This is a genomic window from Streptomyces albicerus, assembly GCF_008905045.1.
GTDB lineage: Bacteria > Actinomycetota > Actinomycetes > Streptomycetales > Streptomycetaceae > Streptomyces > Streptomyces albicerus.
In genome coordinates, this window is sequence record NZ_VWMY01000042.1 from 51,403 (window position 1) to 64,419 (window position 13,017).

The 13,017-nt window shown below is 71.4% G+C and carries 7 protein-coding genes; 1 reads left to right on the top strand and 6 read right to left on the bottom strand.

Annotated elements, in window-relative coordinates; genetic code table 11:
- Positions 1–214: 214 nt before the first annotated feature.
- The 4 genes from GAS53_RS33760 to GAS53_RS33775 all read right to left on the bottom strand — a co-directional run bounded on the left by GAS53_RS33760 (position 215) and on the right by GAS53_RS33775 (position 7,695).
- Positions 215–4,375 carry an Rne/Rng family ribonuclease gene (locus tag GAS53_RS33760; RefSeq protein ID WP_151481558.1) on the bottom strand — a complete coding sequence of 1,387 codons (4,161 nt, stop codon included), beginning with the start codon at positions 4,373–4,375 and terminating at the stop codon, positions 215–217.
- Positions 4,376–4,624: 249 nt separating this feature from the next.
- A complete protein-coding gene (locus tag GAS53_RS33765; protein WP_151481559.1) occupies positions 4,625–5,434 on the bottom strand; it encodes a TIGR03936 family radical SAM-associated protein in 810 nt (269 codons plus the stop codon).
- A 236-nt stretch (positions 5,435–5,670) separates the two neighbouring features.
- Entirely contained in the window at positions 5,671–7,146 is a 1,476-nt protein-coding gene (locus tag GAS53_RS33770) for a hypothetical protein (RefSeq protein ID WP_404829364.1), read from the bottom strand.
- 15 nt (positions 7,147–7,161) lie between these two features.
- On the bottom strand, positions 7,162–7,695 hold the full coding sequence (locus GAS53_RS33775; protein ID WP_151481560.1) for a GNAT family N-acetyltransferase: 534 nt from the start codon (positions 7,693–7,695) through the stop codon (positions 7,162–7,164).
- 169 nt (positions 7,696–7,864) lie between these two features.
- Here GAS53_RS33775 and GAS53_RS33780 point away from each other — a divergent pair, with 169 nt between their 5' ends.
- Positions 7,865–9,259, top strand: coding sequence for a condensation domain-containing protein (locus tag GAS53_RS33780; protein WP_151481561.1), 1,395 nt, complete (start codon positions 7,865–7,867; stop codon positions 9,257–9,259).
- A 123-nt stretch (positions 9,260–9,382) separates the two neighbouring features.
- Here the strand turns inward: GAS53_RS33780 and GAS53_RS33785 are convergent, their stop codons facing one another.
- Positions 9,383–11,341: a TIGR03960 family B12-binding radical SAM protein gene (locus GAS53_RS33785; RefSeq protein ID WP_151481562.1), complete on the bottom strand. Its 1,959-nt coding sequence runs from the start codon at positions 11,339–11,341 to the stop codon at positions 9,383–9,385.
- Positions 11,342–11,495: 154 nt separating this feature from the next.
- Positions 11,496–13,010: a CYTH and CHAD domain-containing protein gene (locus tag GAS53_RS33790; RefSeq protein WP_151481563.1), complete on the bottom strand. Its 1,515-nt coding sequence runs from the start codon at positions 13,008–13,010 to the stop codon at positions 11,496–11,498.
- Positions 13,011–13,017 lie beyond the last annotated feature (7 nt).

Here is a 13,017-nt window from a genome sequence, read left to right on the forward strand (position 1 = left end):
CTATGACTGCTTGAGTTTTACAGGAAGGTGATCGCGTTCCAAGAGGCGGGGGGTGAATGTGATGTCCGTGATGCTTCTGAAGCTATGTCAGGGCATGCCAAAGCGGGCGGACCCCATGACAGTTCGGGCATGTCGAGGGTCGTCCGGGTACGCCGACGCCCCCTGACCGGCGGTCGTGCCGCAGGTCAGGGGGCGTCTGGGGTCGAGCGGAGTGTCAGCCCTCGTCGGTGGAGGCCGTGACGGTGGACGACGTCTGCTGCGCCGCCGCGGTCTTCTTCGACGTCGACTTCGCGGCCGTCTTGGCGGTCTTCGCCGTCTTCTTGGCCGCGGTCTTCTTGGCGGCCGTCTTCTTGGCCGTCGTCGTCTTCTTCGCGGCGGCCTTCTTCGCCGTCGCCTTCTTGGCCGTCTTACGGGCCGTCTTCTTGGCCGGCGCAGCCTCCTCGCCGGACGCCTCCGCGGGAGCCTCGGCGGGCGCTTCGGCAGCCTCCGCCGGAGTCTCCGCCGGCGTCGACGGGACGACCACGACGGCCGTCTCCGCGGGCGCGGTGGGCGCGGTGGCCTTACGGACCGCACGGCGGCGCGGACGGGCCGGGGCGGCGCTCTCCGTCACGGGCTCGGGCTCGGCCTCGGCGACCGGCTCCGCCTTGGGCTCGGCGGGTGCGGCGACCGGCTCCGTGACGGTCACCACGGCCTCCTCCGCCGACTTGGGCGAACCGGCCGGCGCGGAGACCTTGCGGGTCGCCCGACGGCGCGTACGGCCCTTGGGCGCGGCCTCGTCGACAGCCGGGGCCTCGACCACCGGGTCCTCGGCGGCCGCGGGCTCGGCCTGCGCCACGGCGGCCGACTCGGGCTGCACGGGGCGCGCGACCTCGTCCTCCGCCGTCACGCTCTGGGCGGTCGGCGCCTCGGTCCGGCGCTCGGGCCTGCGGGTCTCGGCCCTCGGCGCACCCGCCGGGGCCGACGCACGCCTGCTCGCACGACGCCGCGAACGGCCACGGGTGGCCGCGGCCTCCGCCTCGGCGGCACTGCTGTACAGCTCCTCGTCGGGTACGAACTCGGGCTCGGCCAGCGCCACCGGCTCGGCGACCTCCGCCGCGACCTCGGCCGCCGTCTCGACCTCGAGCGGCTCGATCGTCTCCGGCTCGTGCGCGTGCTCCGGCTCAGGAGCCTGCTCGGCGCCGCCACGGCCGCGCTTCTTGCGCTTGCCGCCGCCTCCGACGGAGGTCGGCTGCTCCATGTGCACGATCACGCCACGGCCGTTGCAGTGGACGCAGGTCTCCGAGAACGACTCGAGCAGGCCCTGGCCGACCCGCTTGCGGGTCATCTGGACGAGGCCCAGCGAGGTGACCTCGGCCACCTGGTGCTTCGTACGGTCGCGTCCCAGGCACTCCAGCAGGCGCCGCAGCACCAGGTCGCGGTTGGACTCCAGGACCATGTCGATGAAGTCGATGACGACGATGCCGCCGAGGTCGCGCAGCCGCAGCTGGCGCACGATCTCCTCGGCCGCCTCCAGGTTGTTCCTGGTGACCGTCTCCTCGAGGTTGCCGCCCTGACCGGTGAACTTGCCGGTGTTGACGTCGATCACGATCATCGCTTCGGTCTTGTCGATCACCAGCGAACCGCCGCTCGGCAGCCAGACCTTGCGGTCGAGCGCCTTGGCGAGCTGCTCGTCGATCCGGTACGTCGCGAAGACGTCGACCTCGGAGGTCCACCGGGACAGGCGGTCGGCCAGATCGGGGGCGACATGGGCGACGTACCCGTGGATCGTCTCCCACGCCTCGTCACCGCTGACGATGACCTTGGAGAAGTCCTCGTTGAAGATGTCGCGGACGACGCGGACGGTCATGTCCGGCTCGCCGTACAGCAGCGTCGGGGCGTTGCCGTTCTTCGCCTTCTTCTGGATGTCCTCCCACTGCGCCTGGAGCCGCTCGACGTCGCGGCGCAGCTCGTCCTCGCTCGCGCCCTCGGCGGCGGTGCGCACGATGACGCCCGCGTCCTCGGGGACGATCTTCTTGAGGATGGTCTTCAGGCGGGCGCGCTCGGTGTCGGGCAGCTTGCGGCTGATGCCGGTCATCGAGCCCTCGGGCACGTAGACCAGATAGCGGCCGGGCAGCGAGACCTGGCTGGTCAGGCGGGCGCCCTTGTGGCCGATCGGGTCCTTGGTGACCTGCACGAGGACCGACTGGCCGGACTTCAGCGCGCTCTCGATGCGGCGGGGGCCGTTGGCCATGCCCAGCGCCTCGAAGTTGACCTCACCGGCGTAGAGCACCGCGTTGCGGCCCTTGCCGATGTCGATGAAGGCGGCCTCCATCGACGGCAGCACGTTCTGGACCTTGCCCAGGTAGACGTTGCCGACGTACGAGGTCGCCTGCTCCTTGTTGACGTAGTGCTCCACGAGCACGTTGTCTTCCAGGACGCCGATCTGGGTGCGCTCGCCGCTCTGGCGGACGACCATCACGCGCTCGACGGCCTCACGGCGGGCCAGGAACTCGGCCTCGGTGATGATCGGAACGCGGCGACGGCCCTGCTCGCGCCCCTCGCGGCGGCGCTGCTTCTTGGCTTCCAGACGGGTCGAGCCCTTGATGGACTGCACCTCGTCCGTGCCGTCGCCGACGCGCTCGTCCTTCTTCCGCGGCTCACGGACCTTGACGACCGTGCGCTCGGGGTCGTTCTCGCTGGGCTCGGCCTCGGTGGACGCGTCACCGGCACGACGACGACGGCGGCGACGGCGACGGCTGCTGCTGGAGCCGCCGGACTCCTCACGCTCGTCCTCCGCGTCCGCGGCGTCCTCTTCGGCCTGCTCGGCGGTGTCCTCGGCGTCCTGGGCAGCCTGTTCGGCCTGCTCGGCGGCGAACTCGTCGCCCTCGGCCTCGGCGGACTCGCCCCGGCGACGGCGGCGGCCACCGCGACGGCGGCGACGGCGCGAGCCGGTCTCCTCCGTCTCCTCCGTCTCCTCGCCCTCGACGGCGTCCTCGGCGGACTCCTCGTCGGCGGACTCCTCGGCCTCGGGGGCCTCCGCCACGGGGGCGGCGGGCTCCTCGGCCTTCCTGCGGCGGCGCCGGCGCGGTCCTGCGGTCTCCTCCTCGACGACGGGGGCGGCCTCCTGGACCGGCTCCACGACGTCTTCGGGCTCCTCGGCGGCCTCGGCAGCGGCGGCGGCCGCGGCGCGCTCCGGCGTCTGGAACATCGGCTCGGTGAACACGGGCGGCTGGAACACGGCGACGGCGGGTCGCGCGGGGCGCTGCGCGGGCTCCTCCTCCGACTTGCCGGTCTTCTGCGGCGCGGGCGCTGCGAAGCCTCCGGCCGCCTTGCGCGTGGCACGGCGCCGGGTGCGGCGCGGGGCGGCGTCCTCGGCCTCGGTGGGGGTCTCGGCCTCGGCGGCCCGGTCGTTCTTGGCAGCGGCCACGGGGGCCTCCCTGCGCTCGTCGCGGACAACGGCCTCGGTGGGCTCGGTCGCGGTGGGGGTCTCGGCACGCTCCGCCTTCGGCGGGGTGGCGCGGCGGGTGGGCTCGGCGGCGGCCTCGGCGGTCGCTTCCGCGGGTGCCTCGGTCTCCGCCTGCGGCGCTCCGGCGGGCGCGGTGGCACGGCGCGTGGCCCGACGGCGCGTACGGCGAGGAGCGGCGTCCTCGGTCTCGACGGCCTCGACGGTCTCGGCGGCCGGCGCCTCTTCGGCGGCCGGGGCGGCGGTCGTGTCCTGGGCGGCGACGGGCTCGGCGGCCTCGCCGGCCTCGATGGTCACCGGCGCCTCAGTGTCAGCCGCCTGCGGCGCACCCGCGGGGGCGGACGCACGACGGGTCGCACGCCGGCGTGTACGCGGGGCGGCTTCGGCCTCTTCTGCCACGGGCTCCGCGGTCACCGGCTCAGCGGGCGTCTCGGGCGCCGTCTCCACGGCCGGGGCGGCCGCGACGGTCTCGGTCACGGGGGCCTCGTCGGACGCGGTGGTCACAGCGGCCTCGGCGGCCACGGTGGTCTCCGCCGCCTCGGCGGCCTGCGGCGCACCGGCGGGAGCGGATGCACGACGAGTGGCCCGACGGCGCGTACGCGGGGCGGGTTCGGCCGCTTCGGCTTCGACCTCCTCCGCGGCGGGCGCGGCGGGCTCTGTGGTGGCAGTCGAGGCTGCTGCCGTCTCCTCGGTGGCTACCGTCTCGGCGGTCACAACCGCCTCTTCGGTCTCCTCCGGCTCCGCCGTCGCGAGATCGGCGGAGCTCACGGCCGGTATGGCCGGCGCCGTGGTCTCGGCCGCGCTCGCGGCCTCGGCGGTCGCCGAGGGCGGTCCGGCGGGGCGGGAGGCTGCGCGACGGCGTCGCCGCGGCGGCAGGGTGTCGCTGGGGGTGCTGTTCTCGGAACCCTCAGTGGGTTCGGTCGGCTCGAGCATGCGGGTGGATCTCCCGTCAGGCTCCCGGGCGCCGCAGATCCGGTGACGTCCGCGGCTCGCGCGATGCGCGGTGCCGCCGTCCGGGGCGCGGGCGCCGCACGGGAGCTCTCTGTGTCCTGTCTCGCCGGTTCCGTACGCCATGTGTGCGTACGGCCTGGCGAAAGTCTTCTGGTCGGTGCGCTGCCCGACCCAGGTGGCTCCCGGATACGAGGGCGGCGCTTCGACGTCCGTCCTTACGCGGGACCTTCCTTACGCCGGCGCCTTCGCGGCGGCGGTGGCTGCGGCCATGGGTGAGGCGGCTGCCACTGCCTCGCGGTCGGGCGCGAGCGGGTCGGTCACCGTGCCGGTCTCTTCATCGAAAAGCCCCTGCGCCAGCCTGGTCACCGCTGCGGGGACCGGCGGCGCCAGGTCGGCCACAGCTCGGAGACCGGACAGGACGTCGTCAGGTCGAACGGCAGGCGTCACGTGCCGAACAACCAGCCGCAGTATCGCACAGGGCTGGTCGGTCGGCCTATCAGCCTGTGGACTGTGCGTCTCAGGTTGTGTGCTGTCCGTCTCACACTGTGTGCTGCGCACCTCCAGGCTCGCGACGGCGCCGCGGGCGTCGAAGGTGCGCATGCCGTTCTTCGTCCTGCGCTGGACCTCGACGGTCTCGGCCGACTTGAAGGCGTCGACCGCGCGCTCCGCGTCCTCGGGGGTCACGCCGTCGAGGCGCAGCTCCCACACGGATGCGCTGAGCCGGTCGGCGAGACCCGACGTACGGGCCTCCACCGCGTCGATGATGTCGAGCCCGGCGGGCAGCGACTCGTCGAGGAGCTCGCGCAGCTTGTCGGGGTCGCGCGCGTCGGTGAGCGCGATCTCCAGGTACTCGGCCTCACTGCCCGTGCCGGTGGGTGCGGCATTGGCGTACGACACCTTCGGGTGCGGCGTGAACCCCGCCGAGTACGCCATGGGCACCTCGGCGCGGCGCAGCGCACGCTCGAAGGCGCGCTGGAAGTCACGGTGGCTGGTGAACCGGAGGCGGCCGCGCTTGGTGTAGCGCAGTCGGATGCGCTGCACCGCGGGTGCGGGCGGCGGGCCTTCGGGCTGTCGCTTGCCCAGTGCTACTTCTCCTTGTATACGGCGGTCCGTGACGCGATCCCCGCGTCGGCGAGGACAACTCCGGTTGACGCCTGCTCGGCGTCGTCCACTCCGGATCGCCCCCGCGTGGGCGGAGGCACTCCGCGCCTGGACCTTTGCTCCAGGGTACGCGTCTCGCCCGCGTCCGGTTCCCTCCGGGCATGGCCCGGCACGTGCTAACGGCTCACGTCGGGCTTGGCCCAGGACACCGGCTCCGGTTCAGCGCGCGGTTTGGCCGGCCGCACCGGCTCCGGTTCGCTGCGCGGCTTGGCCCAGGACACCGGCTCCGGTTCGGCGCTCGGTTTGGCCGGCCGCACCGGCTCCGGTTCGCTGCGCGGCTTGGCCCAGGACACCGGCTCCGGTTCGGCGCTCGGTTTGGCCGGCCGCACCGGCTCGGGCTCGCGCGGGGTTCCGAACAGCATGCGCCGGATGTCGGCGCGGGTCTGCCGTGCCGTCTCGCGGGCGCTCGCCAGGGCCTGCCGGGTGGTGCGGCCCACGCTCCGGGCCGCCTCCGCCGCGGGCCGCCAGACGGCGTCCCGTACGAGGTGTCCGACGGGCGTGAGCACGCTCTTGTACGCCCATCGCACCGGTTCCACGAAGATCCATCGGAAGAGTCGTCCGAGGAACCGCCCGACGGCGAGCGACACATGCCCGGCGACCCGCCACGCGTGCCCCAGAGCTTCGCCGATCTCCCGCGCGACGACGGCGATGCCTCGTCCGATCGGCGCGAGCACCCAACGCCACAGAGCGACGGCGGGCACGACGAAGATCCACCGCAGAAGGGTCCCGACGACCATGGCGATCCAGGTCACCCCGGCCCAGATCCCACGACCCATCCATGTCATGCCGGCCCACAGGCCCCCACCGATCCATGTCATGCCGCTCCACAGACCCCGGGAGACCCATACGACACCGGCCCACACGCCACTGGCGACCCATACGACACCGGCCCAGAGCCCCAGGGAGACCCATGTCACGCCTGCCCACACACCACTGCCGAGCCATGTGATCCCGCCCCACAGACCTCGCGCGACCCAGGCCACCCCGGACCCGAAGCCCCGGGCCAGCCAGGCGAGCCCCCGCCCGGTCGGGGCGAGCAGCGCCCGGTGCAACCAGCTCGCGGGAGCGACCACCAACACGCGCCACAGCCAGGCGCATCCGGCTCCGATCCCCCGCAGCACCCACACGACACCGTGGCCGAAGGGCGTCGACACCCGCGCGTACAACCACAAGGCGGGCACGACCAGCAGCACATGCCCAAGCCAGGCCAGCCCCTTCCCCACCGGCACGACCACGTACCGCCACAGCCCCACCCACGGCCAGACGAACACCAGCTTGCCCAGCCACACCAGCGCGTGCCCGAGCCCGGTCAGCAGCCACTCGATGGCCCGTCCCACCGGCCGGAGGACCGTGTCCCTGAGCAAACGCCCGCCGACGACCAGCGCGTCCCACACCATCCGCACCGGCACGACCAGCACCAACACCACGATCCGCACCGGAATACGGATCGCGACGGCAAGACACCCCTCGGGAGCGGCGTCCCGCTGCCCCACAGACGCGCCAGACGTCGCGGGCGTACGAGACGCCTCATCCGGCGCGGGCGCCGCAGACGTCTCGGGTGGTGCCGGCGACGGCGACTTTTCCAGGTCCATACCGACGAGGACGCATCAACGGCCCGTACGGATCCAGAACCGCAGCTTTCCGCCCCGTTCGTCCTCGAACTCCCCACCATTGGCCTCAATCACCTTGCGGGAGCCGATGTTGGTGGTGTCGCAGGTGACGAGAACACGATCGAGCCCGAGCGCACGCGCGCGCGGCAGCACGTCACGGAGCATGGCGGTGGCGTACCCCTTCCTGCGCGCGGGGGGCCGTACTCCGTAGCCGATGTGACCGCCGAAGTCGCGTAGATGCGGGGTGAGTCGGTGCCGTATCTGGATCCGGCCCAGGTAGACGTCCCCGTCCACGTACCAGAACCAGCTGCCCGGCACGAAGCCCTCCGGGCGACGCCCCTCCTCCGATTCCTCCTCGCGGACCGCCGCGACATAGCGCGCGAATCCGTCCGGCTCGTGCCAGCTGTCGCCGTACACGGCGAGCTCCCGCTTGAGCGTGTTTCCGAAGTGCTCGCCCTCGGCGAGGTCTTCCCGCACGGCCTCCAGGAAGGAGGCCCGGAATCGGGGATCAGGACTGACCAGCTGCGGCATCGCGTCATTGTGGCGCGACGCGCGAGGACTCGGCCAGGGCGATCGACCGCGGCCCGACGATGACCCGGTGTCCGCGCGGAGCCGTGCGCCATCGCGTCTCTTTCGGATCAAAGCCTCGTTGGGCTGATATGGGCATCGAGCGATGCCGGGAACGGAGAGCCCCTTGCGTATGACCGATATCCAGCGTTGCGAGATCCGGCCCGGACACCTGGTGGAGTGGACGCTGCATCCGACGACCGTCGAGGCGGCGGCCGGTCTGCCGGAGGATTCCCGGCCACCCGCCTACGTACAGGAATCGCATGTACGAACGGCGCGTTCGGTACGCGAAGACGGGTTGTTCGTACCGACCTGGAGCGGAACGGCGTTCGACATCCCAGGGCAGGTCGACATCGATGTCCTCCAGAAGGCACTGCGGGCCTGGACCCTTCGGCACGAGACACTGCGCAGCGGATTCCGCTGGGTCGGCGACGAGATGCGGCGTTTCACGCTGGACGCGGACGCCGTCGCGCTGCACCGCGAGGACGTGGACGACTTCGCCGACGCGGCAGCGCTGACCCGGTACCTGGAGGGCCGCTTCGACGTCGCCGCGGACGCACTCAGCTGGCCGAACTTCATCTACGCCGCAGTCGTCAGGGAGGACGGCGCGAGTGTCTACATGGTGTTCGACCACAGCAACGTCGACGCGTACTCGATCTACCGCATCCCCGCCGAGATCCACGAGCTCTATGAGGCCGCTCTCGCGGGCCGCGCCGCGGAGACCCTGCCGACCGCCAGTTACGTCGACTTCTGCGCGATCGAGCGGACGAACGCCGATCAGATCGACGAAACCCACGCGATCGTCGCCCGCTGGCGCGAGTTCGTCGCCGACTGCGACGGGAAGCTGCCGAACTTCCCCGTCGACCTCGGCCTCGACCCCGAAGGGCCGCTGCCGACCCAGAAGTTGATGCGCGAAATGCTCGTGGACGACGCGGACGCGGCAGCCTTCGAGGCGTACTGCCGCCCGTACGGCGGAGTCCTGGTCGGCATCCTCGCCGCCACCGCCCTCATCGTCCACGAGATCGGCGGGCAGCGCGTGTACCGCACCGTCGTGCCGTTCCACACCAGGGTGAAGTCCCAGTGGCTCGACTCGGTGGGCTGGTACGTGGGCGGCGCGCCGATCGAGATCTCCGTGGCTCAGGCGCCGGATTTCGACAGCGCGCTGGCGACGGTCCGCGCCGAGTTGCGCAAGAACAGGCTGCTGTCCCGGATGCCCCTCGCCCGCGTGCTGCGTCTGCTGGGCTCCGACTTCCGGCCCACGTCTCCGGACCTGCACTCGATCGTCTCGTTCGTCGACACGCGCGGCTTTCCGGGATCGGACCAGTGGCAGAGCATGAAGGCGCACGCGCTGATCCGGGTTTCGTACGGCGATCAGGTGTGCGCCTGGCTCACCAGGGTCCACGACGGCCTGCAGTTCGCCAGCCGCTATCCGGGCACCGATGTCGCCCACAAGAACATGCGGCTGTACGTCGAGGGCCTGCGCGAACTCATCGTGTCGGTGGCACGGGACACGGCCGTGCCCGCCTAGCCCCGCTCCACCGCCACACCGAGGCCCTCCACCCCGGAGGTCAGGAGGGTCTCAATGCGGGCCCTGAAGGCACAGCATCAGCAAGCGGCAGCATCAGCCATGTCCGCCGACTCCCCGATCACCTCAGTGACTGTGCCCACTGGCCACAGGCTTCTTCACCGTCAACGGCAGCAGCTTCTTGCCCGTGGGGCCGATCTGAATCTGCGTGTCCATCTGCGGGCACACCCCACAGTCGAAGCAAGGCGTCCACCGGCAGTCCTCGACCTCCGTCTCGTCGAGGGCGTCCTGCCAGTCCTCCCAGAGCCAGTCCTTGTCGAGGCCGGAGTCGAGGTGGTCCCAGGGGAGGACCTCCTCGTAGGTGCGCTCGCGGGTGGTGTACCAGTCGACGTCCACGCCGAGGGCGGGGAGGGTCTTGTCGGCGCATGCCATCCAGCGGTCGTACGAGAAGTGCTCGCGCCAGCCGTCGAAGCGGCCGCCGTCCTCGTACACGGCGCGGATGACCGAGCCGATGCGGCGGTCGCCGCGGGAGAGGAGGCCTTCCACGATGCCCGGCTTGCCGTCGTGGTAGCGGAAGCCGATGGAGCGGCCGTACTTCTTGTCGCCGCGGATCTTGTCGCGGAGCTTCTCCAGGCGGGCGTCCGTCTCCTCCGCCGAGAGCTGCGGCGCCCACTGGAACGGCGTGTGCGGCTTGGGGACGAAGCCGCCGATCGACACCGTGCAGCGGATGTCGTTCTGGCCGGAGACCTTGCGGCCCTCGGCGATGACCTTCATCGCCATGTCCGCGATCTGCAGGACGTCGTCGTCCGTCTCCGTCGGCAGGCCGCACATGAAGTACAGCTTCACCTGGCGCCAGCCGTTGCCGTACGCCGTCGAGACCGTCCTGATCAGGTCCTCTTCCGAGACCATCTTGTTGATGACCTTGCGCAGGCGCTCGGAGCCGCCCTCCGGCGCGAAGGTCAGGCCCGAGCGCCGGCCATTGCGGGTCAGCTCGTTCGCCAGGTCGACGTTGAAGGCGTCCACACGGGTGGAGGGGAGGGACAGGCCGATCTTGTCCTCCTCGTACCGGTCCGCCAGGCCCTTCGCGATGTCGCCGATCTCGCTGTGGTCGGCACTCGAGAGCGACAGCAGGCCGACCTCCTCGAAGCCCGTCGCCTTGAGGCCCTTCTCGACCATCTCGCCGATGCCGGTGATGGAGCGCTCGCGCACCGGGCGGGTGATCATGCCCGCCTGGCAGAAGCGGCAGCCGCGCGTGCAGCCCCGGAAGATCTCGACCGACATCCGCTCGTGGACCGTCTCCGCGAGGGGGACGAGGGGCTGCTTGGGGTACGGCCATTCGTCCAGGTCCATGACCGTGTGCTTGCTGACCCGCCACGGGACGCCCGACTTGTTCGGGACCACGCGGGCGATACGGCCGTCGGGGAGGTATTCGACGTCGTAGAACGCCGGGATGTACACCGATCCCGTCTTCGCCAGGCGGAACAGGACCTCCTCGCGGCCGCCGGGGCGGCCCGCCGCCTTCCAGGCGCGGATGATCTCGGTCATGTCGAGCACGGCCTGCTCGCCGTCGCCGATGATCGCCGCGTCGATGAAGTCGGCGATCGGCTCGGGGTTGAAGGCGGCGTGGCCGCCGGCCAGCACGATCGGGTCGTCCAGCGTCCGGTCCTTGGACTCCAGCGGGATGCCCGCCAGGTCCAGCGCCGTCAGCATGTTCGTGTAGCCCAGCTCGGTGGAGAAGCTCAGCCCGAACACGTCGAAGGCCTTCACCGGCCGGTGACTGTCCACCGTGAACTGCGGGACGTCGTGCTCCCGCATCAGCTCTTCCAGATCCGGCCACACGCTGTACGTGCGCTCGGCGAGCACACCCTCGCGCTCGTTCAGGACCTCGTAAAGGATCATGACGCCCTGGTTGGGCAGCCCGACCTCGTACGCGTCCGGGTACATGAGCGCCCAGCGGACGTCACAGGCGTCCCAGGGCTTGACCGTGGAGTTGAGCTCTCCGCCGACGTACTGGATCGGCTTCTGCACATGCGGGAGCAGAGCTTCGAGCTGCGGGAACACCGATGCAGCGACTTCGGCAGACATCTCGCGAACCTTCGTGAGGTGAAATCTGACAGGGATGACCCTCAAGCCTAACGGACCCGCGGCCGCCCTCCGCCCCTCGTCCGGGCAGGGCTACTCCGGGCCCCCGTGGGTCCTCGCGGAGGTCCTCAGGCGTCCTCAGGCGTCCTCGGAGTCCTCAGAGGGCCATCCCGCTCCGGATCGTGTCCCACGTCCCCGGCAGCTCGGCCTCGACGGACACCGCCGTCTGCTCCTCGCGCCCGTACAGGACCCCGTACGTGAAGGCGCTCTCCCCCGCGGCGTGCGCCTGGGTCGCGACGTCGCGCAGGGCAATGCGGGCCATGACGCTGTCCTGGTGCTCGCCGAGCAGGGTCTGGAGGGACTTCATGTCCCCGACCAGGCTCTTCGCGGGTTTGCCGAGGACGGGGGTGGCGGCCTCCGCCGAATACCGGGTGCGCTTGGCCTTCTTGCGCGCCTCGTGGATGGCGAGGTCGCGCTCCGCGCCGGGCGACAGGTCGACGGCCTGTCCGACCAGCCCCGACAGCTTGTCGAAGTCCTTGCGTACGGCCTTGCCGATCACCTTTTCCGCGTTGTCCGAGGCCGCCTTGAGCAGTGGCGGGGTGGCGAGCAGCGTGTCGAGGGCGGCGAGCAGGTCCAGGTAGCGCCTGCCGTCGAGGACCGCGATCAGATGGCGTCGGGAGCCGGAGCGGCGAGCGTGCGCCCAGGTGCGCAGCCGGGTGCGGACGGGTCCGGCGAGCAGGGTGCGCGGGAGTTCGTCGAGGGCCGCCGTCAGCCGCTCGGTGAGGACTTCCTGGTCGCGGTCGACGCCCAGCTCCCCGGCGAGCCACTTCAGCTCGTCGCCGATCGGGTCGGTGACGGCCCGGTCCAGGACCTTCCCGTACGAGCGGAAGGCGCTGCGCATCCGGCGGGTGGCGACGCGCATGCGGTGGACGGAGTCGTACACGTCACGCCGGACGGCGGGGTCGAGCTCGATGATCGCGTCACGCTGGGCGCGGACGTACGCGAGGACGTGGTCCCCGGCCGTGACCGGTTCCGCTGCCACGACAGCTTCCGTACGGGGTGCCCGTCCCGTCTCCCCGAGGGCCCTGGCCAGCTTGGACGCCGACTTGGAGCGGCGTACGCCCGCCTTGCGGAGCTTCTTCTCGACCTTGTCGAGGAAGGCGGGGTCGCCGTCGTCCGCCAACTCGACCTCGATCTCGGTCCATTCGGCGGTGCCGTCGCCGCCGTTGAGCCGTTCGGCGTGTACGCGGTCGACGCTGATCTCGGCGAGCAGGCCGCCGGAGGCGTCGACGAGGTGGCGGGTGTCGCGGGCCGACTGCAGCCGTACGACGGGGACCAGTTCGGCGTCGCGCACCCGGGAGCGGACGAGTCCGGTGAGCGTGCGGGGCACGGTGTCGGACAGCGGGGCGTGGATCTCGTCCCGTACGCCATCGGAGACCGGCAGTTTCAGGTGCCAGCCCGCGTCGTCGCCACCGGTGCGGCGGCGCAGGGTGAGCGACGCGGCGGCGAGCCGCTGGTCGGCCGTGTCGTAGTAGGTCGCGTCGAGTTCGGCCACGCCTTTGTCGATGACGGCCGAGACGCCGGTGACGCGCGTCAGGTCCGGCAGGTCCGACAGTCCGGCGCTCTCGTCCGCTTCGTATTTCCGCTCGATCTCCCGCTTTGTCTCCGCCATGAACCGA

What these genes read in the sequence shown, in the direction of transcription:
- GAS53_RS33760 (WP_151481558.1), bottom strand. Translation starts at nt 4,375, where the DNA reads ATGCTCGAGCCGACCGAACCCACTGAGGGTTCCGAGAACAGCACCCCC.
- GAS53_RS33770 (WP_404829364.1), bottom strand. Translation starts at nt 7,146, where the DNA reads ATGGACCTGGAAAAGTCGCCGTCGCCGGCACCACCCGAGACGTCTGCG.
- GAS53_RS33775 (WP_151481560.1), bottom strand. Translation starts at nt 7,695, where the DNA reads ATGCCGCAGCTGGTCAGTCCTGATCCCCGATTCCGGGCCTCCTTCCTG.
- GAS53_RS33780 (WP_151481561.1), top strand. Translation starts at nt 7,865, where the DNA reads ATGACCGATATCCAGCGTTGCGAGATCCGGCCCGGACACCTGGTGGAG.
- GAS53_RS33785 (WP_151481562.1), bottom strand. Translation starts at nt 11,341, where the DNA reads ATGTCTGCCGAAGTCGCTGCATCGGTGTTCCCGCAGCTCGAAGCTCTG.
- GAS53_RS33790 (WP_151481563.1), bottom strand. Translation starts at nt 13,010, where the DNA reads ATGGCGGAGACAAAGCGGGAGATCGAGCGGAAATACGAAGCGGACGAG.